The organism is Sphingomonas sp. (assembly GCF_019746665.1).
Lineage (GTDB): Bacteria > Pseudomonadota > Alphaproteobacteria > Sphingomonadales > Sphingomonadaceae > Sphingomonas.
Genome location: NZ_JAIERS010000026.1, coordinates 13,821 through 38,355, shown reverse-complemented (window position 1 = coordinate 38,355; position 24,535 = coordinate 13,821). Strand labels below are relative to the sequence as shown.

The 24,535-nt window shown below is 67.0% G+C and carries 21 protein-coding genes and 1 pseudogene; 13 read left to right on the top strand and 9 right to left on the bottom strand.

Annotated elements, in window-relative coordinates; all coding sequences use genetic code 11:
- Positions 1-75 precede the first annotated feature (75 nt).
- Positions 76-270 (bottom strand): annotated as a pseudogene (locus K2X73_RS15105) (DUF1465 family protein); the annotation flags it as partial.
- Positions 271-505: 235 nt separating this feature from the next.
- Between K2X73_RS15105 and K2X73_RS15100 the strand changes: the two are divergent.
- Both K2X73_RS15100 and dnaN read left to right on the top strand, forming a co-directional pair.
- A complete protein-coding gene (locus K2X73_RS15100) occupies positions 506-1,174 on the top strand; it encodes a porin family protein (protein WP_294112169.1) in 669 nt (222 codons plus the stop codon).
- Positions 1,175-1,310: 136 nt separating this feature from the next.
- The gene (gene dnaN / locus K2X73_RS15095) at positions 1,311-2,423 is read left to right on the top strand and encodes a DNA polymerase III subunit beta (RefSeq protein ID WP_294112167.1); all 1,113 of its coding nucleotides are present in this window, start codon (positions 1,311-1,313) and stop codon (positions 2,421-2,423) included.
- A gap of 150 nt (positions 2,424-2,573) precedes the next feature.
- On the opposite strand, the gene K2X73_RS15090 is transcribed toward dnaN, so the two are convergent.
- Both K2X73_RS15090 and K2X73_RS15085 read right to left on the bottom strand, forming a co-directional pair.
- Entirely contained in the window at positions 2,574-3,236 is a 663-nt protein-coding gene (locus tag K2X73_RS15090; protein ID WP_294112165.1) for a hypothetical protein, read from the bottom strand.
- Positions 3,226-3,435, bottom strand: coding sequence for a helix-turn-helix transcriptional regulator (locus K2X73_RS15085; protein WP_294112163.1), 210 nt, complete (start codon positions 3,433-3,435; stop codon positions 3,226-3,228). Before K2X73_RS15085 ends, K2X73_RS15090 begins: the two co-directional genes overlap by 11 nt.
- Before the next feature lie 146 nt (positions 3,436-3,581).
- Here K2X73_RS15085 and K2X73_RS15080 point away from each other — a divergent pair, with 146 nt between their 5' ends.
- From K2X73_RS15080 to K2X73_RS15055, 6 genes are all read left to right on the top strand, one after another.
- Complete coding sequence (locus tag K2X73_RS15080; RefSeq protein ID WP_294112162.1) at positions 3,582-4,328, top strand: Coq4 family protein; 747 nt, start codon at positions 3,582-3,584, stop codon at positions 4,326-4,328.
- 54 nt (positions 4,329-4,382) lie between these two features.
- A complete protein-coding gene (locus K2X73_RS15075) occupies positions 4,383-4,904 on the top strand; it encodes a TetR family transcriptional regulator (protein ID WP_294112159.1) in 522 nt (173 codons plus the stop codon).
- A 25-nt stretch (positions 4,905-4,929) separates the two neighbouring features.
- Positions 4,930-6,132, top strand: coding sequence for a 23S rRNA (adenine(2503)-C(2))-methyltransferase RlmN (gene rlmN, locus K2X73_RS15070; protein WP_294112157.1), 1,203 nt, complete (start codon positions 4,930-4,932; stop codon positions 6,130-6,132).
- A 2-nt stretch (positions 6,133-6,134) separates the two neighbouring features.
- Positions 6,135-6,983, top strand: coding sequence for an oxygenase MpaB family protein (locus K2X73_RS15065; protein WP_294112155.1), 849 nt, complete (start codon positions 6,135-6,137; stop codon positions 6,981-6,983).
- A complete protein-coding gene (locus tag K2X73_RS15060; RefSeq protein ID WP_294112153.1) occupies positions 6,980-7,729 on the top strand; it encodes a sulfite exporter TauE/SafE family protein in 750 nt (249 codons plus the stop codon). Before K2X73_RS15065 ends, K2X73_RS15060 begins: the two co-directional genes overlap by 4 nt.
- A gap of 86 nt (positions 7,730-7,815) precedes the next feature.
- Positions 7,816-8,682: a YHYH protein gene (locus K2X73_RS15055; protein ID WP_294112152.1), complete on the top strand. Its 867-nt coding sequence runs from the start codon at positions 7,816-7,818 to the stop codon at positions 8,680-8,682.
- Here K2X73_RS15055 and K2X73_RS15050 read toward each other — a convergent pair.
- Together K2X73_RS15050 and K2X73_RS15045 are read right to left on the bottom strand one after the other, a co-directional pair.
- The gene (locus K2X73_RS15050) at positions 8,665-9,225 is read right to left on the bottom strand and encodes a GNAT family N-acetyltransferase (protein ID WP_294112149.1); all 561 of its coding nucleotides are present in this window, start codon (positions 9,223-9,225) and stop codon (positions 8,665-8,667) included. The two genes, K2X73_RS15055 and K2X73_RS15050, sit on opposite strands and share 18 nt — an antisense overlap.
- Positions 9,222-9,839 (bottom strand): flavin reductase family protein, encoded by a 618-nt coding sequence (locus K2X73_RS15045; protein WP_294112148.1) that lies wholly within the window; start codon positions 9,837-9,839, stop codon positions 9,222-9,224. Before K2X73_RS15045 ends, K2X73_RS15050 begins: the two co-directional genes overlap by 4 nt.
- Before the next feature lie 110 nt (positions 9,840-9,949).
- Here K2X73_RS15045 and K2X73_RS15040 point away from each other — a divergent pair, with 110 nt between their 5' ends.
- Genes K2X73_RS15040 through K2X73_RS15030 form a run of 3 tightly spaced genes read left to right on the top strand, consistent with a single transcriptional unit; the run spans position 9,950 to position 12,734 of the window.
- Positions 9,950-10,717 carry a cytochrome b/b6 domain-containing protein gene (locus K2X73_RS15040; protein WP_294112146.1) on the top strand — a complete coding sequence of 256 codons (768 nt, stop codon included), beginning with the start codon at positions 9,950-9,952 and terminating at the stop codon, positions 10,715-10,717.
- A 5-nt stretch (positions 10,718-10,722) separates the two neighbouring features.
- Complete coding sequence (locus K2X73_RS15035; RefSeq protein ID WP_294112144.1) at positions 10,723-11,490, top strand: molybdopterin-dependent oxidoreductase; 768 nt, start codon at positions 10,723-10,725, stop codon at positions 11,488-11,490.
- A 17-nt stretch (positions 11,491-11,507) separates the two neighbouring features.
- Positions 11,508-12,734, top strand: coding sequence for a cyclopropane-fatty-acyl-phospholipid synthase family protein (locus tag K2X73_RS15030; protein WP_294112142.1), 1,227 nt, complete (start codon positions 11,508-11,510; stop codon positions 12,732-12,734).
- Between the two features lie 45 nt (positions 12,735-12,779).
- On the opposite strand, the gene K2X73_RS15025 is transcribed toward K2X73_RS15030, so the two are convergent.
- The 3 genes from K2X73_RS15025 to K2X73_RS15015 form a co-directional block, all read right to left on the bottom strand.
- Entirely contained in the window at positions 12,780-18,023 is a 5,244-nt protein-coding gene (locus tag K2X73_RS15025; RefSeq protein ID WP_294112140.1) for a YDG domain-containing protein, read from the bottom strand.
- Between the two features lie 26 nt (positions 18,024-18,049).
- Positions 18,050-19,786, bottom strand: a complete 1,737-nt coding sequence (locus K2X73_RS15020) for a ShlB/FhaC/HecB family hemolysin secretion/activation protein (protein WP_294112137.1) — start codon at positions 19,784-19,786, stop codon at positions 18,050-18,052.
- Positions 19,787-20,027: 241 nt separating this feature from the next.
- Positions 20,028-21,149, bottom strand: a complete 1,122-nt coding sequence (locus K2X73_RS15015; RefSeq protein ID WP_294112135.1) for a 2Fe-2S iron-sulfur cluster-binding protein — start codon at positions 21,147-21,149, stop codon at positions 20,028-20,030.
- Positions 21,150-21,317: 168 nt separating this feature from the next.
- Here K2X73_RS15015 and K2X73_RS15010 point away from each other — a divergent pair, with 168 nt between their 5' ends.
- Both K2X73_RS15010 and K2X73_RS15005 read left to right on the top strand, forming a co-directional pair.
- Positions 21,318-22,535 (top strand): argininosuccinate synthase, encoded by a 1,218-nt coding sequence (locus K2X73_RS15010; RefSeq protein WP_294112133.1) that lies wholly within the window; start codon positions 21,318-21,320, stop codon positions 22,533-22,535.
- A 70-nt stretch (positions 22,536-22,605) separates the two neighbouring features.
- Entirely contained in the window at positions 22,606-23,196 is a 591-nt protein-coding gene (locus tag K2X73_RS15005; RefSeq protein ID WP_294112131.1) for a class I SAM-dependent methyltransferase, read from the top strand.
- Positions 23,197-23,279: 83 nt separating this feature from the next.
- Here K2X73_RS15005 and K2X73_RS15000 read toward each other — a convergent pair whose 3' ends face one another.
- Positions 23,280-24,494, bottom strand: a complete 1,215-nt coding sequence (locus K2X73_RS15000; RefSeq protein ID WP_294112129.1) for a glycosyltransferase family 2 protein — start codon at positions 24,492-24,494, stop codon at positions 23,280-23,282.
- Between the last annotated feature and the right edge of the window lie 41 nt (positions 24,495-24,535).

The window sequence follows — 24,535 nt, the reverse complement described above, 5'->3', positions numbered from 1 at the left end:
AGCCGGTAGCCGCGTAGCGACGCTCGCCGACAAATAGCGCGATCAGAATGCCGCCACTTAGCGCGAGCGTTTACACCAGGCGATGACGTGCATCAACCGCGTCGTCACCTTCAGCGATTCGCAGCTGAACGCCACCCGCACCATCGGCTCCAGCGCCTCGCGCTCGGCGCGACCGCCCTCGTCGAAATAGCCGCGCGCCTCGTCGGCCAGCAGCATCGCCTCGGTATAGAGCTGGTTGATCAGCCGGGGGTGGATCGTCGCGTCATGCATCGTACCGCCATCGCTGCCAGATTCGTGGGGCCGCGCAAATCATCGTTTCGCCCCTGTCCGCGTGCCGATTTTGGACGGCACGATCAGCCGTGTCGCACCCGCGCCGGGCTGACCGACTGTCGCCCATTTGCCACGCCCAGCGCCGTTCATCCGCCGTTCATGCAACTCCTTGCCGCGCTGCACCATTGACGCGGTCCCCGCTGTCCCACGGGGAGTGATGAATTGGAGTTGTTTGATGCGTTACCTTTCCCTGGCCGCGCTTGCCGCGGGCCTGCTCGCCACCCCCGCCTTCGCGCAGGAAGTGCCGCCCCCCGCCCCCGCGCCCGATGGCGTGTTCAGCGGCCCCCGCGCCGGCGTCGTGCTCGGCTATGACCGGCTCCAGCCCGGCAGTAGCGAGGATTCGGACATCGCCGGCGATGACGAAGGCGCCGACGGTCTGCTCTATGGCGGCGAGGTCGGCTACGACATTCAGCGTGGCCGCCTCGTGTTCGGCGTCGAAGCCGAGCTGACCGGGTCGACCAGCAAGGTCGGCAATCCCGCGCGCGCCAATCTCGGCTTCGGCCGGGTGAAGACGGGGCGTGACATTTATGGCGGCGTCCGCATCGGCACCACGCTTAGCCCGACGACACTCGTCTATGCCAAGGCCGGCTACACCAACACGCGGCTGGATCTGACCGCGAGCGACGGCGCCACCGAAACCGGCGGTCATTTCAATCTCGATGGCTACCGCGTCGGCCTCGGCCTCGAAAAGGCCCTGAGCCCGCGCACCTATGCCAAGATCGAATATCGCTATTCCAATTACGGCGGTGCGCGCTTCGAATATCCGAGCGGCGGCAACACCAATAACTTTGGGATCGACACCGATCGTCACCAAGTCGCGGTCGGCGTGGGCTTCCGCTTCTGAGCGGCGCCATCCCAACGGCAAAGAAGGGGCCGGGGCGCTTGCTCCGGCCCTGTTTATGTTTAAGGAATGAGCAACAAACAGGTCCCATGACCCATGCCGCACGGTGAATCAGGGGGGCCCCGGCCGGGGTGACACAATGAAGGCGACGATCGAACGCGCAACCTTGCTCAAGGGGCTCAGCCACGTCCAATCGGTGGTGGAGCGGCGCAACACCATCCCGATCCTGTCGAACGTGCTGATCGAGGCGGCGGCGAGCGGCACGCTGAAGCTGATGGCGACCGATCTGGACTTGCAGATCAACGAACATGTGAGCGCGGCGGTCGATGTGCCCGGCGCGACCACGGTTTCGGCGCACACCCTGTTCGACATCGTGCGGAAACTGCCCGAGGGCGCGCAGGTCTCGCTCTCGGCCGCGGAAGGCCGCATGACGATCATGGCTGGCCGCGCCAAGTTCAGCCTCGCGACGCTGCCGCGCGACGATTTCCCGGTGATCGCGGAAGGCGAACTGCCGCACCAGTTCGAGCTGCCCGCCGAGACGCTGAAGCAGATCATCGACAAGACGCGCTTCGCCATCTCGACCGAGGAAACGCGCTATTATCTCAACGGCATCTTCCTGCATGTGAGCGACGAAGGCCAGCCGGTGCTGAAGGCGGCGGCGACCGATGGCCACCGCCTGGCGCGGGTGACGGTCAACCGGCCCGAGGGCGCCGAGGGGATGCCCGACGTGATCGTGCCGCGCAAATGCGTGGCCGAGCTGCGCAAATTGCTCGACGAGGTCGATGGCTCGGTGGGCGTGTCGCTGTCGGGCAGCAAGATCCGCTTCGATCTGGGGGCGGCTTTGCTCACCTCGAAGCTGATCGACGGCACTTTCCCCGACTATAACCGGGTGATCCCGACCGCGAACGACCGGCTGCTGAAGATCGATCCGCGCGCGCTGCAGGAAGGCGTCGACCGCGTCTCGACCATCGCGACCGAGAAAACGCGCGCGGTGAAGATGGCGCTTGATCGCGACAAGGTGACCTTGTCGGTCACGAGCCCCGAGAACGGCACGGCGGCGGAGGATGTGCCGGGCGATTATGTCGCGCAACCGTTCGAGATCGGCTTCAACAGCCGCTATCTGCTCGACATCCTGGCGCAGGTGGAAGGCGATCAGGTGGAAGTCCACCTCGCCGACGCCGCCGCCCCCACGCTGATCCGCGAGAATGACAAGGCGCCGGCGCTTTACGTGATCATGCCGATGCGGGTGTGATCGGCCCGCCCCGCGCGACGCGACCGATTTTTGAGATAACATTTCCCGTCACCCCGGGCTTGACCCGGGGTCCCGCCTCATCCGCCGTCGCGAGGCAGCGGGACCCCGGCTCGAGGGCCGGGGTGACGTTAGTGTCCCATCGCGGCGTCGTCAGGCGACCACCAGCCCTCGCCGCGCCGAGACGATGAACGATACCAGCAGATAAACGCCCATCATCACCGTCACCAGCGTCCAGGCGTCGACCTCGGGCATCAGCTTCAGCCGAGTAAGCGTCGCCCAGGCGAACAGCGCGAACTGGAGCAGCCAGAAGCAAGCCGCCCCGCTCTGCGCGATCACGCTGCGCGTCAGTTCGTCGCCGTCGCGCCAGAGCCGATAGTTGAACCAGCTCTGCACGCCAAGCAGGAGCGCCACCCCCAAGGCGGCAAGCGCGGCACCCTCTGCGGAGAGTCCGGCATGCGCCGCGATCGGGGGCAGCGCGAGCATCACCCCCGCCAGCCCGCCGACCAGCGCCTGGCGTCGCCCGTTGACCAGCGCGGCGGGATCGAGCGGCTCCTCGGCGGGCAACCGTTCGACCATCTGGTTCCAGCGCCGCGCGCTGGTCGCGGCCCAGGCGACATAGCCCGCGCTGACGATCAGCGAGAGCGCGATGAGCAGGCTGGAGAGATCGGCGAAGCTCCAATCGCGAAGGACATCGACATTGCCTCGCTTCAGCGCCCGACCCGTGGCGTAGCCCAGAACGCCGCCGATCGGCGCCGCGATCAGCACGGCGACCGCAATGCGGCGCAGCAGATTACGGTTGGAACTAGGCTCCATCGGGGCTCCAATCATCAAGGAAGATTTCATCGACCGGCACTCCAAACACCTTCGACATTCTGAGCGCGAGCGGCAGGCTCGGATCATATTTGTCGGTTTCGACGGCATTGATGGTCTGCCGCGACACGCCCAGCCGCTGCGCCAGCTCCTGCTGGCTCACGCCGGCCTCGGCGCGAAGCACCCGCAATCGGTTGCGCATGGGTGTGACAAGACCTCTTTGCGTTATGACAAGAGCTCTTTACTCAATTCGGCTTGGTGATGTCAAGAGTTCTCGACATCGCCGCGTTATTGAAACCGAGAGGATTGCCCGGCATACTGACACCCCTGTCAGTAAGAGAATCGCTCATGCCGCACACCCCGTTGCCCGATCGCCGCGATTGGAAAACCGCTTGGGCGGCGCTGCGCCGGCTGCTGCGCAATGGCGACGATACCGAACAGGTGTTCGTCATCATGCGCGCGCTCAACGCTGGCAATGGGCGGCACAATCTGGCGCGGCTGCTCAAAACGGTCGAAGGCGGCGAGATGGCGTTCCGGCGCGAGGAACTCGCCGACCGCCTGTCCGACCCCGATTACATCGCAAGCTTCGCGCCCGGCACCGTCGGCGCCGCTTACCGCGAGTTTCTGCGCGAAACCGGCTATTCGGCGATGGGCCTCGCCGAAGTGTCGAACCTCGACAAGGCCGAGGTGCCGATGCCGCACCCTTATGCCTGGTTCGGTCGCCGTATCCGCGACACGCATGACATTTGGCATGTGCTGAACGGCTATAAGGCGGACGAGACGCTGGGGGAGGCGTGCCTGGTCGCGTTCAGCTATGCGCAGGTCGGCGGGCTCGGTTGGGCGTTCATCGCGGTAGGCGCGGCGATCAAGTCGCTGATCATCACCAAGAGCAGCTTGTTCGCCCGCGCGGTTTGGGAAGGATATGCGCGGGGCCGCCGCGCCGCCTGGCTGGCGGGTGAGGATTACCACGCGCTGTTGAACGAGCCGCTCGCCGCCGCGCGCGCCCGGCTCGGACTGCGCCCCGCCCCGCTTTACGCCCGCGCGCAGGAACAACTGGGCGCGTTCGCCTCCTATGCGAGCCTGAAACCCGCCTAAGCCCGTAGCGCCACGGGCTTACGCCGTAAGCCGCGCTCGGCTAGCGCGGCGGGCATGGCCTCGCAGCTCCGCCGCAAGCTGATCTATGCCGCGCTCGCCGTGCTCGAGCGGGACGGGGCACAGCGCGTGTCGCTGCGCGGTGTCGCGGCGGCGGCGGGCGTTTCGGCGATGGCGCCCTATCACCATTTCGCCGACCGCAGCGCGCTGCTGGCAGCGGTCGCGCAGCGCGGGCTGGAGCGGCTTTACGCCGCACAGATGATCGCCGCGCGCCGTGCCTCGCCTTCGGCCGCTCCAGGTGCCGCCGCCGGCGCGCTGATCCGCCACGCCGCCGCTTTCCCCGAGCTGTTCCGCCTTGCAACCTCGGCCGAGCTGGCCCGCTCCGGCATCCACCCAGGGCTCGATACCGCCCGCGCGCGGGTGCGCGACCATTTCGCCGCGCTGATCGGCGCGCGCGGCGCGCTCCTCCACGCGCTCGCGCAAGGGCTGGCGGCGCAAGTCGTGGCGGGCGCGGTGCCGCTCGACACCGCGCTCGCCCAGGCCGAGGAAGGCGCCGCCGCGCTCGGCCCTTCCGCCTGAGGGCGCGGGTCGCTATATGCCCGCGATGCCCGACACCGCCGTCATGCCGATCCCCGGCCATATCGATCCCGTTCCCGTGCCCCGCGCGGTGCCGCAGCGCGCCGATGGCAAGCGCGATCTGATCGGCCTGCCCAAGGCGGCGATCCAGGCCGAACTCGAAGCCGCCGGCCTCGAACCCAAGCAGGCGAAGCTGCGCGCCAAGCAGCTGTGGCACTGGATCTATAATCGCGGCGTCACCGATTTTTCGGCGATGACCGACATCGCCAAGGCGCAGCACCCCTGGCTCGCCGAACGTTTCGTGATTGGCCGGCCCGAGGTGGTGACGGCGCAGGTCTCCGGCGACGGGACCCGCAAATGGCTGCTCCGCGCGCCCGACGGGCAGGACTATGAAATGGTGTTCATCCCCGATGCCGATCGGGGCACCTTGTGCGTCTCCAGCCAGGTCGGCTGCACGCTCAATTGCCGCTTCTGCCACACCGGCACGATGCGGCTGGTCCGCAACCTGACGCCGGGCGAGATCGTCGGCCAGGTGATGCTCGCACGCGACGCGCTCGGCGAATGGCCCTCCTCGCCCGAGGGCCGGCTGCTTACCAACATCGTGATGATGGGCATGGGCGAGCCGCTCTATAATTTTGACGCGGTGCGCGATGCGCTGAAGCTGGTGATGGATGGCGACGGCCTCGCGCTCTCCAAGCGGCGGATCACGCTTTCCACCTCGGGCGTTGTGCCGATGATGGCGCGCGCGGGCGAAGAGATCGGGGTCAATCTGGCGGTGTCGCTCCACGCCGTGCGCAAGGAGGTGCGCGACGAGATCGTGCCGCTCAATCGCAAATACGGCATCGAGGAATTGCTCGGCGCCTGTGCCGCTTATCCGGGCGCGAACAATGCCCGGCGCATCACCTTCGAATATGTGATGCTGAAGGACAAGAATGACAGCGATGCCGATGCGCGCGAGCTGGTGCGGCTGATCCGCCACTATAAGCTGCCCGCCAAGGTAAACCTGATCCCGTTCAATCCTTGGCCCGGCGCGCCTTATGAATGTTCGACGCCGGAGCGGATCAAGCGCTTCTCCGACCTGATTTTCGAGGCGGGCATCTCCGCCCCCGTCCGCACCCCGCGCGGACGCGATATCGACGCCGCCTGCGGCCAGCTCAAGACCGCCGCTGAGCGCAAGAGCCGCGCCGAGCTGGACCGGCTGGCGGAGGAAAAACAGGCGGCGCTCGGTTGATGTTGAGTGACGCGCTTCGCCGGACGCTGGTGGGTGAGGTGCGTGCCCTGTTCAATGATCAGGCGAAGGGGGAAAAGCCGGTGCAGCGCGCCGAGGACCCCTTCATCCCGGCAGGCTCGGTCGCCGCGCGCGTGCACGGCGATGTGACGACGATGATGGTCGGCGGCGTCGCCGCGCTGCTGCTGCAGATGCTCCACCCCGGCGCGCTCGGCGGGGTGTGGGATCACAGCGATTTCCGGCGCGACATGCGCGGGCGGCTGCGGCGCACCGCGCGCTTCATCGCGATCACCACTTATGGCTCGAAGCCCGCCGCGCAGGCGGCGATCGCGCATGTCCGGGGCATTCATGCCAAGGTCGGCGGGGTGCAGCCGGGTGGCACGCCCTATCGCGCCGACGATCCTCGCCTGCTCGCCTGGGTGCATGTCGCGGGGAGCCTGTGCTTCCTCGACGCCTGGCGCCGCTTCGGCGGGCCGCTGACGATCGCCGAGCAGGACGCCTATTTCGCCGATGTCGCCCCGGTCGCTGAGGCGCTGGGCGCCGATCCGGTGCCCCGCACCCGGCGCGCGGCGGAGGCGCTGCTCACCAGCTTCCGCCCCGAGCTGAACGTCGACCACCGCGTCCGCGAGGTGGCGCGGCTGGTGCTCCAGCAACGCGGCGAGACGCTGCGCGACGTGCCCGCGCAGACGGTGCAAGGCCTGATCGGGCGCGCGGCAGTCGATCTGCTCCCCGGCTGGGCGCGGACGATGCACGGGCTAAGCGGCTCCGGCCTCGCGCGCCCGGCGGTCGACGCGCTGACCTTGGGCGTGGCGGGCACGCTGCGCTGGGCATTCTCGGCACCGGCGCGGGCGTGACCGGGGCGTTGTTGGCGGCGGGCGCCGGCGCGGTCGGCGGCGCGATGAACGCGCTCGCGGGCGGCGGGACGTTCGCTACCCTCCCCGCGCTCATCGCGCTCGGGCTGCCGGCGAACCTCGCCAACGCCACCTCCAATGTCGCGCTGCTGCCGGGCGCGGCGACCAGCGCCTGGGCGTTTCGCGACGAGCTTGGCCCGATTGGCGGGGTGCGCGCCCGCACGCTTGGGGGCATCACCTTCGCCGGGGGGCTGGCGGGCAGCCTGCTGCTGATCCTCACCCCCACGCGCACGTTCGATCTGCTGATCCCCTGGTTGTTGCTGCTCGCCTTCGTGGTGATCGCCTTCGGCAAGCGCGCCGCCGCCTGGCTGCACGGGCGGGTGACGATCGGCGCCCGCACGCTGATGACGGCACAAGCGCTGCTCGGCATCTATGGTGGTTACTTCGGCGGCGGCGTCGGGCTGATGACCACGGCGACCTACGGCCTGCTCGCCGCCGTGCCTCCGCGCGAGCTGTTCGCGGTGCGTACACTCATGCTCGCGATCGCCAATCTCGCGGCGGCGCTGCTGTTCGTGGGCTTTGGCTGGGTACGCTGGAGCGCCTGCCTGCCGATGCTTGGCGGCGCGATCCTGGGGGGCTGGCTGGGCGCGGTGGTCGGCAAGCGCCTGCCGGCGAGCGCGGTGCGCTGGTGGACGCTCGCCGTCACCGCCGCGACGACGATCGTGTTCTTCGTGCGCGCTTATTGGTAAGGCTTGCGACAAAGCAGCGCACCGGCGGACATCACCGTGCGACAAGGGGCGGTGACGCTGCCTCCGCAACGATCGTGGAGCCGAGCATGGCCGCCCGCTTTTCCCCTGCCGCGCTGCTGCTGGCCGCCCTGACCCCCGCGGCGCCCGCGTCCGAGCCGGCGACGCCCGCGCGCCTGCCGGTTGGTGATGGCAGGATCAGCGACGGCCCGCGCAAGGGCTATGTCTTTGCCTGCCCGCGCGGCTGGTTCGCCCCGCGCTTCGGCGCCCCCGGCGCGCGCGCGACCGGCGCCTGGTTCCATGGCGATACTTGGAATCCCCTCGAAAAGCCGCATGTCCAAGGGCATGTGCTGTGGCCCCAGGCGCGGTTCGGCACCGCGCGTGAGCAGGAGCTGCTCCGGCTGCGGGGTAACGGACTGCCGGTCGGCGCCCCCACGGGCCGCTTTCCGATCACGCCTGATGATCCCGTCTGGCGGTACGACACCAACCCCAATGCGATCCGGGCGCAGCAGATCGACCTGGCGATCCCCCTCGATCCGCAACCCGCGCCGCGCCCCGGCTGCCTGCCGATGGGGATGATCGGCGTCAGCCTCAGCGGCGTGCCCTTCTACAACGCGCTCGACGAGGCGGGGCGCGATGCCGCGGCGCAGGAAATTCAGGACAAGTGCGACGGCCATCCCCAGCAACAGGGGCAATATCATTATCACAGCGGCTCGGCCTGCCTGGTTGGGCGAGAGAGCAACAGCGTCGTCGGATGGGCGCTTGACGGCTATCCGATCCTGGGGATGCGCGACGCGAGCGGGCGGGTGCTGTGGAGCGCCGATCTGGATGCGTGCCACGGTCGGGCGGAGACGGTGGTGGCGGCCGGGCGTCGCTATCGCTACGCTTACCGGCTGACACCCGATTATCCCTATGTGCTGGGCTGCTTCGCCGGGCAGTTACCGCGCGGGCGTTGACGTCTGGCGCGCGAGTGTCTTTCGCATCCGCAGCAGCGGCACCGTCACTCCCTCCACCTCGGCGGATACCGGCTCGACCACTGAATAACCCGCGACCGCATAGAGCCGCGCGCCGCTCAGCGTTGCCATCAGCTCGGCGGCGCGGAAGCCGCGGGCAGCGGCGGCCGCTTCGCACGTGGCCAGGATCAGCCGCCCCACCCCCTGCCGGGCGAAGGCGGGTTCGGTGTACATCGCCCTGATCCGCGCGGCGTCCCCTGCGGGATCGAGCCGCGCGGGGTTACGCAGCGTGGTGCTGTGGTCGCCACCATACAGCGTCGCCCGGTCGCTCCAGCCGCCGCAGCCGGCAATGGCGCCGTCGCGTTCGGCGATCAGATAGGTGCCGTCGTCCACCAGCTGGGTGTCCAAACCCATGACCGCGTGGCTGGCCGCCACCTGTTCAGCCGTGAGCAGATCGGCCTGCAGCGCATCGATCGCGCGGGCCATCAGCAGTCGCAGCGCGGGCAGATCGGCGTGCATCGCCCAGCGCGTGGTGAAGCCCGTCATTCCGGGCGCTTCATCCGGAACTTGGCGGCCTCCGTCACCTCGAAATAATCGCCCCAGCCGCCGCCGCGCAGCACCGGTTGCGCGGCAGTCGTCTGGTAGGTGCCGTCGATAATCGTGTCCGACGCGAGATGCACTCCCACCACCTCGCCCAGCACCAGCCAGCTTTCCAGCTTCTCCCCATCGGCGCGCTTCAATTGGTGGATCTCGATCAGCTTGCACTCGAACGCCGCCGGGCTCGCGGCGACGCGGGGCGGCTTCACCAGCGCCGAGGGTGTCGCCTCCAGCCCCGCCAGCGTGAATTCATCGACATCCCGCGCGACGCTCGCCGAACTGGCGTTCATCGCCTCGGCGAGCGAGCGGCTGGCCAGGTTCCACACGAACTCGCCGGTTTCGGCGATGTTGGCCACGCTGTCCTTCCAGCCGATCGAGCTGAAACCGATGATCGGCGGCACATAGTTGAAAAGCTGGAAGAAACTGTAGGGCGCAAGATTACGGAATCCGGCGGCGCTCAGGCTGCTAACCCAGCCGATAGGACGGGGAGCTATGATCGAGTTGAGCGGGTCATGCGCAAGACCGTGCCCGATTTTGGGCTCATAAAAATGGTGTTTTTTCATCTAGTGTGCCAGCCTCGCTGTCACCGATCACCCAATGCGACCGAATCCGGTTAAAGACAGCCATGCCCCAGGGAAGCACATCACGAAAGGGGCGAAGCATGGAGACGATGATGAGTGCTGCGACGCTTGCCGATACCGGGCCGGGGGAACACCCGGCGGCCGACACCGGCGATACCGCGCCGCCCGCGCGCTACCTCTACAAGCACAAATTGTGGACGCGGGTGTGGCACTGGACCAATGTGTTCGTGTTCTTCATCATGGTCGGCAGCGGGCTCGGCATCCTGAATGCGCACCCCCATCTCTATTGGGGCGATCACGGCGCGCAGCCAGATCATCCCTGGCTCGAACTGCCGCACTGGCCCGGCTGGGCGACGATCCCCGGCCATTATAATCTGGCTTTATCGCGCCGCTGGCACTTGTTCTTCGCGCTGATCCTGGCGTTCAACCTGCTGATCTTCATGATCGTCAGCCTCGCCAACAAGCATTTCCAGCGCGACCTGGCGATCAAGCCGCGCGAGATCACGCCCGGGCATCTGTGGTACGATATCAAGGAGCATCTCGCGCTGCGCTTCCACGATGCCGCGAACCCCACCGCGTTCAACGTGCTGCAGAAGATCGCCTATGCGAGCGTGATCTTCGGGATGCTGCCGCTGATCATCTTCACCGGCCTGTCGCTGTCGCCGGGCATCAACGCCAGCTGGCCTTGGCTGCTCGAGCTGTTCGGTGGCCGCGCCTCGGCCCGGTCGCTGCATTTCCTGGCGATGGTCGGGCTGCTCGGCTTCATTATCGTCCATCTCGCGCTGGTGATCCTGGCCGGGCCGATCCGCGAGGTCGGCTCGATGATCACCGGCTATTGGAAAGCCCCTGAGGAGCATTGATCGGCATGAGCAACATCATCACGCGCCGCGCGCTGGTTGGCGGGGGGGCCGCAGGCGCCGGGCTGCTGCTTTCGGGCTGCGATCGGCTGATCCAGAATGAAAGCGTCTCCAAGCTGATCCACGCCGAGGACCGGTTCCATTATTCACTGCAGCAGGCGCTCACCAACCCGGGCACGCTTGCGCCCGAATATCGGCCCGATCAGATGTCGCCGGTGTTCCGCGCCAACGGCACGCTCAACCCCGGCGGCGAGCAGTATAATGGCTGGGTGGCGGACAATTTCGCCAGCTTCCGCCTGGTGATCGACGGGCTCGTCAACCGGCCGCAATCGCTGTCGATGGCGCAGATCAAATCCATGCCCGCGCGCACCCAGATCACCAAGCATGATTGCGTCGAAGGCTGGACCGCGATCGGCCAGTGGCATGGCCCGACGGTCGGCTCGCTGCTCAAGCTGGCGGACGTGAAGACCAACGCCAAATACATCGTCTTCCACTGCGCCGATCATTATCGCGGCGCGGTGAACCCCTATTATGAATCGTTCGACATGTTCGACGCCTTCCACCCCCAGACGATCCTTGCCTGGGCGATGAACGGCAAGCCGGTGACGGTCGCGCATGGCGCCCCGCTGCGGCTGCGCGCCGAGCGGCATCTGGGGTATAAGCAGGCCAAATATGTGATCCGGATGGAGGCGGTCGAATCCTTCGCGCACATCCAAGGCGGGCATGGCGGCTATTGGGAAGATAATGTCGATTATGATTGGTTCGGCGGGCTCTAAACGCTAGCCGCACGCTTATGGCCCTGCTCGACCTGTTCCTGGGCCGCGTGGTGAAGCGCGGCCAGTTGACCGTTACTTATCATGACGGCCGCGTCGCCAAGTTTGGCGCGCCCGATCCGGTGCTGCCCGATGTCGCGATCCGCTTCACCACCAAGGACGCGGTGCCGGGCATCCTGCGCGACCCCGGGCTCGGCGCGGGCGAGGCTTACATGAACGGCGCGCTCGTCGTCGATCAGGGCGACGTGCTCGATCTCGTCACGCTGATGAGCGCGAACGACCAATGGGAGCAGGGCGGCGGCGCGCTGCTCGCCGCGCCCTTGGTACGCGCGGTGGAGGCGGTGACGCACCGGGTGGGCCGCATCAACATGGCGCGCGCCTCGAAGCGCAACGTCGCGCACCATTACGACCTGTCCGACCGGCTTTACGACCTGTTCCTCGACGCCGACCGGCAATATAGCTGCGCCTATTTCACCGATCCCGCCAACAGCCTGGAACGGGCGCAGCAAGACAAGCTGGCGCATATCGCCGCCAAGCTCGCGATCGAGCCCGGCATGCGCGTGCTCGATATCGGCTGCGGCTGGGGCGGGATGGCGCTGTACCTGAACCGCAAGCTCGGCGCGGAGGTGACAGGCGTTACTCTGTCCGAGGAACAGCTCAAGGTCGCCCGCGCCCGTGCCGCCGAAGCGGGGGTGAGCGACAAGGTGCGCTTCGAGCTGATCGACTATCGCCACGTGGCCGGCCAGTTCGATCGCATCGTTTCGGTCGGCATGTTCGAGCATGTCGGCCCGCCCAATTACCGCACCTTCTTCCGCAAATGCTTCGAGCTGCTGACGCCGCAGGGCGTGATGCTGCTCCACACCATCGGCCGCGCCAGCGAGCCGGGCGTTACCGACAAATGGACGCTGAAATACATCTTCCCCGGCGGCTACAACCCGGCCCTTTCGGAAATCGTGCGCGGCTATGAAGGCTTGCGGATGATCTGCACCGATATCGAGGTGCTGCGGCTGCATTACGCCCATACGCTCGAACAATGGTATCACCGCACCACGGCGGCGCGCGAGGCGATCATCGCGCTCTATGACGAGCGCTTCTTCCGCATGTGGCAATTCTATCTGGCGGGTGCGCTCGCCGCGTTCCGCTATGGCGCGCTGGTGAACTACCAGCTGCAATTCGCGCGCGATCGCCACACCTTGCCGATCACGCGCGATTACATCGCGCAAGGGGAAGCGGCGCTGCGCGGCTGATACCCCGGCGCGCTCGGTATAGCGAGCGCGCCGGGGGAGTCGTGTTTACTGCGCCGGCTGGCAGTTCGCCGTGCCAGCACACAGATCGAGCGTCGGAAGGTTCAAGACCGGCGGGGCATCAACCGCCGGCACATTGATGACGTTGGGCAAGGTGATACCCTGCAGCGACTGGAACTGCTGCTGCGGGGTGTTGCCCACCCGAGTGATCGTGAAAGTGCCGGGCACGAAGCTGAGCGTGTAGTTGGTGCTTGCCGCGAGCGAGCCGAGCAAAATCGAATAATTGCCCGGAATCTCCCCTGTCGAGCGGGTAAGCGCGCCGGTCAGCACGTCGCCCGCGACCAAGCTGCCGCTCGTCAGGCGATAGCTCAGCACCGGATCGGCACTGCCCTGCGGCTTGCTCAGGCTGTCCGCGGTGATGGTGATCGCGCGCCGGTTAATCGTTCCGAGCACGGTCGCCGGAATGTTCAGCGTGTAGTTGCCCGCATCCGCGCCGGTGAGCGTCGTGCCGTTCACCGCGACGCTGATTCCGGCGCCGGCGTTGGCGCTGGCGAAGGTGAAGCCGGTGCCAGCGGTTCCGACCTGATCGCCCGCGACGACGCCGTTCAGCGTGACCGTGCCACTGCCGGTGCGCGTGCCGTCATATGTTTTCGCATTGACCGTCACGTTCGCGGTGAGCGCCGCCCGGAGAATGTCGGCGAGCGCGGTCGCGGGCACGGTGAGCGTGTAGTTGCCCGCATCGGCGCCAGTAAGCGCGGTGCCGGTAACCGAGACGGTCTTGCCGGTGCCGGCGTTCTTGTCACTGAAGGTGAAGCTGGTGCCAGTCGTGGCCACCTGATCGCCTGCGACAACGCCGTTCAACGTCACCGTGCCGGTCGCGTTGCGGTTGCCGTCATAGGTCTTGTTGTTGACCGACACACTGGCGGTGAGCGCCGCCCGGAGAATGTCGGCGAGCGCGGTCGCGGGGACGGTGAGCGTGTAGTTGCCCGCGTCGGCGCCAGTAAGCGCGGTGCCGGTAACTGACACGGTCTTGCCGGTGCCGGCGTTCTTGTCACTGAAGGTGAAGCTGGTGCCAGTCGTGGCCACCTGGTCGCCTGCGACAACGCCGTTCAGCGTCACCGTGCCGGTCGCGTTGCGGTTACCATCATAGGTCTTGTTGTTGACCCGGACGCTGGCGGTGAGCGCGGCGCGCAGAATATCGGCGAAGGCGGTCGCCGGCACGGCGAGCGTATAGTTGCCCGCGTCCGCCCCGGTAAGCGTCGTGCCGCTGATCGTCACGGTCTTGCCCGTGCCGGCATTCTTGTCGCTGAAGGTGAAGATCGCGCCGCTCGTGCCAACCTGATCGCCGGCAACAACGCCGTTCAGCGTCACCGTGCCGGTCGCGTTACGGTTGCCGTCATAGGTCTTGTTGTTGACCACGACGTTGGCGGTAAGCGCCGCCCGGAGAATATCACCGAACACCGAACCGGCGAATTGCAGCGTGTAATTGCCCGCGTCCGCGCCGGTGAGCGTGATGCCGCTGATCGTCACCAGCTTGTCGGTGCCGGCATTCTTGTTGTCATAGACACCGACGGTGCCGGTCGTACCGACATCGTCCCCGGCGATCACACCCTCCAGCGTGGTGACGGTGTTCGCGGTGGTATTGCCGTCGTAAACCTTGGGCCGCACCACGACGCCGGCGGTGATCAGGCGCGGCAGGATGTCGGCCAGCACGCTTGCCGGCACGGTGAGGGTATAATTGCCCGCGTCAGCCCCGGTGAGCGTCGTACCCGCGACCGTCACCGTCTTGCCGAGCCCGGCATTCTTATCGGCGAAGGTGAAGGTGGTGCCGGCCGTGCCCACGGTATCGCCGGCAACCACCCCGTTCAGCGTCACGCGGCCGGTGCCGGCGGTGGTGCCGTCATAGGTCTTGCTGTCGGCGATCGCCGTGCCGGTTAGCGCGCGCGGCGTCACGGTCAGCTGCGCCGGCGCACCGAGTGCGATCGCATAGCCGCTTGGGCTGTTGAGCGTGCCGAGCGCGGTGGTGACCGCGTAGGGGCCACCGGCGACGCTGGCACGGGTCGCGAAGCCCGCCGAGGTGAACGCCGGCGCGCCGCTGAGCGCGGTCGCCTGGGTGTCGGCCAGGAAGGCCGTCGGCAGGCCAGGCATCAGGCCGGTGACGGTGAACGGAATCGCCGCCCCCGCCCCGGTGAGATCGGTGCCATACACCTTGCTGAAATTGCTGGGCGCGACGGTGAGCGTCGGGCGGAAGGCGAAGACATAACGGTTGCCGGTGAGACCCGCGATTGGGCGCGTATCGATCGTGCCGTTCCAGATCGCGGTGTTGTTCGAGAAGAGGTTGCCGTTGCCGAAGTTGTTGCCCGTCGGCGCCGCCGCATAGATCGCCCAGCGCCCGGTGATCGGCGAGGTGCCGATCGTCGTCTGGTTGATGAAATTGGCCGGCGTCGCGAGCGAAACGGTGGTGCCGGTCAACCGGGCGTTCGCGCCCAGGATCAGCGGGCCGGCGTCGGTACGCGCGATCAGATCGCCCGAGGCATTGAGGGTGCTGTTAAGCGTCAGCCCCGGGTTGAAGCCCGTGCCAGCAGCACGCAGGTTAATGTTCCCGTTGGTCACGGTGATGTTGTTCAGCGAGAGCGATTGCCCGCCTAGGACGAGCCCGTTGGTCAAGGTCCAGGCGCCGCCGGTGGTGATCGGGCCGGTCGTTATCAGGCCCGGGGCGAAGGCGGCGTTAGCCCCAACCGCGCCCAGCAGCGCACGCGCGCTCAACGCGCCGAAGGTAAGCGGGATAGAGCCGTTGTCCACGCGCACGCGCACGTCGGATTGACGCGCGGGTCCGCCCATCAGCACAGTGTTGGTGGCGAGCGACAAGAAGCCTGGCCCGCCGGCGCCCACGTAAAGGTCAAGTGTCGCAGGGTTGACCGTGCTGCCCGCGGCATTGGCCATCAGGGTGATCGGCGTCGCGGTGTTGAGCGTGTTAATGGAGCCTGCGGTGATGCTCAGTTGGCCATTGGCACGGTAAGAGAAAACATTGTTAGTCGAGTTGCCAAATTCAATTGTTCCGCCGATCGCGCTGAGCGTGGCGGCGCCTGCCACGTTAAAGCCGTTCTGAAGCGTGACTCGTCCAAACGGCGCGGAAGTCTGCACCAGCAGATCGCGCCCGGACTGCACGTTATTGAGCAGAATTGTCGCGGCGTTCGTGCCTATTGAACTGATGCTGACGTTGCCGGTACCACTCGTCACGTTGTTCAGGGTGATCGTAGACGGGTTGATTGCCCCACCCGCAACGGTGATCCCACCGCTTGCATTGACGCTCGAGCTGACTGCTACCGACCGCGACGCGGTCAACGATACGTCGCCGCCCAAAGCCTGCAGCGTGACCGCATTGATCGATGCCGCCGTCAGCTGAACCCCGCGGGCTGCGACGACGTCGCCCAATTGCGCGGTACCGATCGTCGTGTTCAAGTTCATCGCCAGGCTGCCGGCGCTGATGCGCCCAGCATTGGCGAAATTGCCATTAGTGCCTGAGACTCCAAAACCTGCGATCGTCACATCGCCGCCGGTCAGCGAGTCGAACTGTATCAAGCCATCGCTGCTTGCGGTGGGGGCGGCCAATGCCACGCTGCTCGATCCGATAATCTGGCCGATGCGGATGTTACCCAAGGTACTGGTGACGTCGATCGCACCGCGCGCCTGAAGGCTGTTCAGGAACACGCTGTTGCCGCGCAGCGTGACACCGCCGCCGGTCGATTCGATCCGCGAACCGGAGACGGGCCCGTTGATCGTCACCGAACCGTTGGCCACGAGGCCGGAGATGTTAGGTCCGCTGATCGTGACGAAGCCCGTCAGATTGACGAGGCCACCGGCGAAAACGTTCGCGTTCCCCGTCCCGGTTACGTTCAGGGTCGAGAAAGACCCGGTGATGTTGCCGGTCGCGGTCAGGGAGTTGCCGAACGCGAATGCTGCCGTCGGCGCGCCAAACACGACGTCGCCATTGGTCGCCTGAACGAGGGCGCTGGTGTTCACGCCGGTGTTGAACTGCAGCGATCCGCCGCGGATGACGTTCTGGTTGTTGGCGCCCACGAAGGCGCCACCGTCAATGCGCAACAGACGCGCGGCGGTGAAGCTGCCGTCGGTGGTCGCCCCGCCAAACTGCGGCGTGAACCGGGACAAGCCATTGACGCCGAAGGCACCCGAACCCGTGGCGAAATAGAGGTCGGCAGCGCTGTTGACCGCGTTCTGAATATTGATCGAGCTCCGATTGCCAATCTGCCCGGTCAGGTTGTTCGGCGTGCTCGCCAGCGTCACGCCCGGCGCGGCGGCATCGGCGACAAGGACCACGCCGCGATCGGTGATGCTGGCGCCGGTCGCAGTGATGGTCCCCGTGACGAGCATCGACAGCGGGAAGCCAGGGCCGCCGCCCGAACTGAACAGGCCGAGCGTGACGTTACGCGCATTGATCGCCTGCCCCAGCGACAGCGGATTGGCGGTCGTCGACGAGGTGCCGCGGGTGATGGTGAAGGCCAGCGGGCTGCCGGGCGCGAATTGCACCGTAACGTCGCTCGCGGCCAGCATCGCGACATCGCCGTTGGGCGCATTCACATTAACGCCGGTGAACGACTGCTGGTTGCGGATCTGCTGCCCGATGAGCACCACGTCGCCAACCCGGCCGCCATCGCCGGTTGCGTTGGTGCCGTTGGCGGTGATCCCCAAGCCCGCGCTGTCGATGCCGCCGGTGCCAGATCGGCTGAAACGCAGCGCCGACAGCGCGTTGAGGAAGTCATTATCGTCGCTCAGATCGCTCGTGCTGGCGATCAGCGAGCCGACGCTGATGTTAGCATCCGCCGGGCCGCCGAAATTGATCCCGCTCGGGTTGATCACGAACACCGCGATATTGCTGCTGGCGTTCAGAAAGCCGCGAATGTTGCTCGCGCTGCCCGACAAGTCGCGGTTGAGCACGGCGATGTTCGCGGTGCGGTTGGTGACCCCGGTGGTCGCGCGGGCATCGGTGAAGCTCACGCCGAACAGCGGACCGATATCAAAGCCCGTCCCGCGCCAGGTGAGGATCGTGCGATTGTCCCGCAGGCCGATCTGTAGCGTCGGCTGCGCCGCGGCGGGCAGCGTTACGGTGTTGAACGTCGGCGTCGTCGGCCCCGGCGTGCCCCCTAGCCCGCGCGTGACGACGGTGACGTTCCCGGTATCGGGCAAATTCTGCGCCGCCGCCGGCATCGCGGCGAGCGCGGCGGTGGCGGTGGAGGCGATCAGCGCGAGGCGGAGCAGCGAACGGGTGGTCATGGCAATCTCTCCGACGGATCTGTTTTTCAGCGGCGCGGGGTGAATTGGTAGGTGATCTGGAACAGGAAGCGATCGCGGGCGCGGGTCGCGCCGGGGAAGGCGAGCTCGGGGTTTTCCGGCCGCGCGTAGAGCGCCTGCATCGACAAGGCGCCGCTGATCGTCGCCCGCGCGCCGAAGCCCCAGCTGCGCAGCGATCGGTCGTCCTCGGTCGCCCCCAGATCATAGTTCCATATGCGCACTGCCTCGTAGAAGCCGAACAGCTGGGCGGTGGCGCGGCGCGCGACGGGCAGTGTGAAGCGCGGCTCGATCCGCCCGCCGATCGCATTGTCGCCGCCGGTGATGCCCGGATCGAAGCCCCGGCCGAGCGTCAGGTTGCCAACGAAGAATTCCTCGTACGAAAGCAGCGCCCCACTCGCCCATTGGCCCTGCAAAGAGGCCGCAATCTGGAACCAGCGGTTGAAGGCGAAGAAGCCTTCGGAGCCACCTCGGATCACGGTCTGCGCGGCGTTGCCGTCGAAACGGCTCGACCCGGCGCCGTCCGCTCGCAGGAAATTGACCGGCGTGGCGCCGCCGACATCTACCCCCTGGCGGATTTCGGCGTTCAGGGTGACGCCGTAGCGATCCCAACCGGACATCTGCGCGCCCCGGAACTGCGCGGAGCCGCGCAGGTAGAAGACCCGCAGCCGGTCGCGCGTGATCGGGAAGCGGAAGCCGAGTGCGCTCAGATCGACACTCTGGTCGATCACGTCGAACCCCAGCGCGACATCGGCCCGGGTGTCGACGCGGCGGACCAGCGGGGTCGCCGCCTCGATCCCGAAGACATAGGAGCGCGCATCCAGATTGAGGCCGGCGGCGACCAGCGGGCGCGACCAGACATAGGTGCCGCGCACGCCGATCGTGCTGCCGCCCAGCGTCTGAATCGAATGGCCGGCCTGGATCGTCTGCTGGCGGTCAATGTCGAAGGTAGTGGTGCCGCCGATATAGGTGCGGTCGCCCCAGCCGAAGAGGCCGAAATAATCGGCGCGCAGCGTACCGCTCTCCCGGCCCAGCGCGCGCGACCCGAAATTATCGATCGCCGCCGTCACCTGGAATGGGGCATGACGGACGACGACATCGCCGTCGACCGTGCCCGGGGTGGTGCCGGCACGAATCGCCATCACCACTTCCAGCCCCGGAACGTCGTTCGCCAGCAGCAGTTGGCGTTCGATCTCGCGGACGTTGAGAACCGCGAGGCTCTTCAGCCGATCAAGGCGCGCCTGAAGCAACGCCTGCGCGCGTCCCGCCGAACCCTGCACGCGAATCTCGCCGAATCGCGGCGCCACCACCGTCAGCACCGCTTCGCCGGCATTGATCTCCTGCGGCGGGATGCTGACCGCGGCCACATAGCCACGCTCCGCCAGCAGCGCCGAGGCCTCGTCGCGCAGCGTGCAGAGATAGGCGAGCTTATGCGCGCCGGCCTGCGGCTTCACCGCCGCAAGGACTTCTTGCAACTCGGCGGGCAAAGCAGCGCCATCGGCCCCCGCAAACCGCACGCGATCGAGTGAAATGGCGAGCGCCGAATCGGCGAAAGCACAGGGCGCGCTACGGCTGGTTTGGTCTTGGACACGGGCGTTGCTCGTCGGCGCCTCGGGGGTGACCTTTGGCCCCTCCACCTGCTCACGCGACGGCAAGCTGCCACGTACCTGCGCGCCAACCGGCGAGACGCCGATCGCACCAAACCCCAGCGTCGTCGCGCATAGCACGGCGGCGATCCGACCAGTCATTGTTCCCCCTAAAGCTCAGTTGTCGCGTTGTTAGCGAAACGACCAATCTATGGGGAGTGCCAATTTTCCATGTAACGCTGAATTAACGTGCCGCAATGTGATGGGAAGGTGCTCGATCGTCTCGCCCTACATTAAACCGCAAGTCGATCAGCCGCCCCGACCGCCGGTTAGGCGCGAAACTTCGAGTGGAGGTAGCTAGGACATTCTCCGGTTAAGACGAGGTCACGATCAGGTGAAGCATTCAACCGAGCGCCAGCACCACCGCTGGGTCCCCCACCCCGCGCGAAGCAGGGACGGCGCTGCAGATCAGCACCTCATCAGGGCCGTGGGCCGCGCTGGTTTCGCGGAAATAGGCGACCTGCCCGGCGACCAGCTTGCACTTGCACGCGCCGCACGCGCCCTCGCGGCAGCCATAGTCGGGCTTCAGCCCCGCCGCCTCGGCGAGTTCGAGCAAGCTGCCGTCGCCCGGCTTCCAGTGCGCCTGCGTCCCCGTGGGATTGAACGTCACCAGTTCGTCGCTCGTCGCCCCGACAGGGCGCGCGGCGGATGGCGCCGGGGCGTCGCCGGTGCGGGCGAGCGAGGCCGGGCCGAACGCCTCGGCATGGATCGCGCTGTCCGCTACCCCCAGCCCACGCAACGCGCAATAGACCGCCTGCATGAACGGCGGCGGGCCGCACAGATAGAAATCGTGCCGGCCAAAGCCGAGATAACGTGGGAACAGCTCGCCCCGCAGGAAGCCACTCTCCTCATAATCGCGCCCGGCTTCCGCTCCATCGGTGAGCTGGAGGACGCGCACCAGGCGCAGTTTCCCGCCCGCGCGTGCGGCCAGCGCCGCCAGTTCGGCATCGAACCCGCGCTCCTCGATCGAGCGCGCGGCGTAGAACAAGGTCACCGGCCGCATCGGCCGCCCCGCCCCCTCGCCCGCGACGAGATGGCTGAGCATCGCGAGGAGGGGCGTGATCCCCACCCCCGCCGCGACCAGTACCGCCGGGTGCTGCGCCTGATCGTCGATGATGAAATCCCCCGCCGGAGGCTTGGCGCCGATGATCGTCCCAGGGGCCGCCAGTTCATGCAGATAGGTGGAGGCCACGCCCAGCTTGCGCACGCTCAGTCGGTAATGGCCGGCGACCGGGGCGCAGGAAATCGTGTAGGTACGGATCACCGGATCGCCATTGCCGGGAATGGTCAGACGGATCGGCAGATGCTGCCCCGCCCCCGCCGGTTCGAGCGCGCCGCCATCGGCGGGCTCCAGATAAAAGGAGCGGATGACGCTGCTCTCATCCTCTACCCGGGCAATGCGGAACGGGCGCCAGCCCGGCGGCAGATCGGACCGGCTGGAAGGGGCCTGAATTTCGTCCAGCATCACGACGTCTCCCGATCGATAGGCCGCACGGGATAGGGCCAGGGCGCCAACCGGTCTGTCGGCAAGTTGCGGCGCTGTAACGAACGCTATAGCCCCAGCTGCAAAGGGCAACTTGCACCCACCGCGCCCGCGCCTTACAGCGCGCCGCTTTCCCAGCAGGAGCCCGCGATGTCCGATACCGTGAAGCGAGTCGTGCTTGCCTATTCGGGCGGCCTCGACACCAGCGTGATCCTCAAGTGGCTGCAGCAGGAATATGGCTGCGAGGTCGTCACCTTCACCGCCGATCTTGGCCAGGGCGAGGAGCTCGAGCCCGCGCGCGAGAAGGCGCTACGCGCCGGGGTGAAGCCCGAACACATCTTCATCGACGATCTGCGCGAGGAATTCGTGCGCGACTTCGTCTTCCCGATGATGCGCGCCAATGCTCTGTACGAAGGGCTGTACCTGCTGGGCACCTCGATCGCGCGGCCGCTGATCGCCAAGCGCCAGATCGAGATCGCAAAGGCGGTCGGCGCGGATGCGGTGGCGCATGGCGCGACCGGCAAGGGCAACGATCAGGTTCGCTTCGAGCTGAGCTATTACGCGCTCGCCCCCGATATCCGGGTGATCGCCCCGTGGCGCGAATGGAACCTCACCAGCCGCACCCGGCTGATCGAATTCGCGGAAAAGCACCAGATCGCGGTCGCCAAGGACAAGCGCGGGGAGGCGCCCTTTTCCACCGACGCCAACCTCCTCCATACCTCGTCCGAGGGAAAGGTGCTGGAAGATCCCTGGGCGGAGGTGCCCGACTATGTCTTCTCCCGCACGGTGAATCCCGAGGATGCGCCCGACGCCCCGGAAATCATCACGATTGATTTCGAACGGGGTGACGGCGTGGCGCTGAACGGCGAGGCGCTGTCGCCCGCCACGCTCCTTACCCGGCTGAACGAGCTGGGCCGCAAGCACGGCATCGGCCGGCTTGATCTGGTCGAGAATCGCTTCGTCGGGATGAAGTCGCGCGGCATGTATGAGACGCCCGGCGGCACCATCTACGCGCTCGCCCATCGCGGGATCGAGCAGCTGACGCTCGATCGCGGCGCGGCGCATCTGAAGGACGAGCTGATGCCGCGCTATGCCGAGCTGATCTATAACGGCTTCTGGTTCGCGCCCGAGCGCGAGATGCTGCAGGCGGCGATCGATTACAGCCAGGAGAAAGTCAGCGGCACCGTCCGGCTGAAGCTCTACAAGGGTGGCGTGTATATCATCGGCCGCAAGTCGCCCCATTCGCTCTATAGTGAAAAGGTGGTGACGTTCGAGGACGACCAGGGCGCCTATGATCAGCGCGACGCGGCGGGCTTCATCAAGCTGAACGCGCTGCGACTGCGGCTGTTGGGGCGGCGCGACCGGTGAGGGCTCGTTAACCAAATATTGGCCGCTTGTGCGGCAACCCTGGCGCTGACTGATAAGGGGGAGCAGCGCCATGTTGCAGCAGGTTCATGCCAAACTCGTTTTCGGGCGCCGCGTGCGGCGGCTCGCCACGCTCATCGCCGAGCGCCTGCCAAAGGGCGCGCGGGTGCTCGACGTTGGTTGCGGGAGCGGCGATCTCGCGGCGCTGGTGATGCAGCTGCGCCCGGATGTGCGGATCGAGGGGATCGACGTACTGGTGCGCCCGAACACCGCGATTCCGGTGATCGCCTATGACGGCACCCACATCCCCCATGCCGACAACAGCTTCGACGCGGCGATGGTGGTCGATGTGCTGCACCACACCGACGATCCCGCCATCGTGCTGGCCGAAATCGCGCGCGTTGCGGGCCAGGTGGTGATCAAGGATCATTTCCGCGATGGCCTCGCCGCCGGGCCAACGCTGCGGCTGATGGACTGGGTGGGCAACGCGGCGCACGGCGTGCGGCTGCCCTATAACTATCTCAGCAGCCGTGAATGGGGCGCGGTGTGGCAGCGGCTGGGGCTGAAGACCAGCGCCCTCGCGACGCGGCTATCGCTCTATCCGCGGCCGTTCGGCTGGCTGTTCGATCGCAAGCTGCACTTCGTGGGCGTGCTCAGCCGGTAACGGCGCACGGCCAGCTTGACATAAAAACGGCCGGGATCGCGTGATCCCGGCCGTTTTTATGTGCCTCGGGCGGCGTCGACCGCTCAGCGGTCGCCGCGGTCGATCAGCCCGATCAGGAAGCTGGTGAACACCGTCTGCGCGCCGAGCAACGTCGCCAGCATCGCCGGAATCGCGAGCCGCATCAGCGTAACCGGCTCCATCGGCCCGAAGTCCTGCCCTTGCCAGCGCCAGAACAGCAACCCCGCGCCGATCAAACCGGCCAGCATCAGCCCGGCGCCCAGCTGGCAGCCGCGCTCGACGCTGAACAGGCGGCGGAAGCGCGCGACGCGCGTGCTGACGGGCCACATCGCGTTCGCCGCGCCGAACAGCCGCGCGACGATGCCGAAACCGATCAGCTGGCTGCCGAGCAGCAGCGCCATCGCCGCGAACAACATCGTCGTCGCGCTGAGTTCCACCCCGCCGACCTCGACACTGCCGAGCGCGAGCACGCCCACCGCCGCCGCGCCGGGTAGCGCGAGCGCGAGCCCGGGCAGCACGAACAGCACGCGCGGCGCATAGGTGAGCAGAAAGCGCAAGTGGCGCCAGCCGTCGCGCCAGGTGCGCAGATGCGGGGCGCGGCTGCGGCCATCGGGGCGCAGCGTCGTCGGCACCTCGCGCACGTCGAGCCCGTAAAGCACCGCCTTCACCACCATTTCGCTGGCGAATTCCATGCCGGTGGTACGCAGTTGCAGCTCCTGAATGGCGGCGCGATCGAAGCCGCGCAGCCCGCAATGGAAATCGCCGACCGGCGCGTTGTAGAAGCGCCGACCGAGGAAGCTCAGCACCGGGTTGCCCAGATAACGGTGCAGCGGCGGCATCGCCCCCGGCGCGATCCCGCCCTTGAAGCGGTTGCCCATCACCAGCTGCCCGCCGGCGCGCAACGCCTCGACGAAGGGCATCAGATTGGCGAAATCATAGCTATCATCGGCGTCGCCCATCACGACATAGCGCCCGCGTGCCGCGGCGATTCCACCGATCAGCGCCGCGCCATAGCCACGCTCGTTCACCCCGACGAGGCGCGCGCCCATGCCGGTCGCGATCTGGCGCGATCCGTCGGTCGAACCGTTATCGGCGACGATCACTTCGCCCGAAACGCCGCTTTCCTCGAGGAAGCGCTGCGCCTTGCGGATGCAGATGGCGAGCGTCTCGGCCTCGTTCAGGCAGGGCATAACGATCGAAAGTTCGATCGGCGACGGCGCGCGCTCCCGCCCGTCGTTCGCGACAAAAGGTGCGATCTGCGCCCTGGCGGCTGCCGGCATTCCATCCTCCCCCGGATCGTTCGCCTTCCGACATGCCAGCC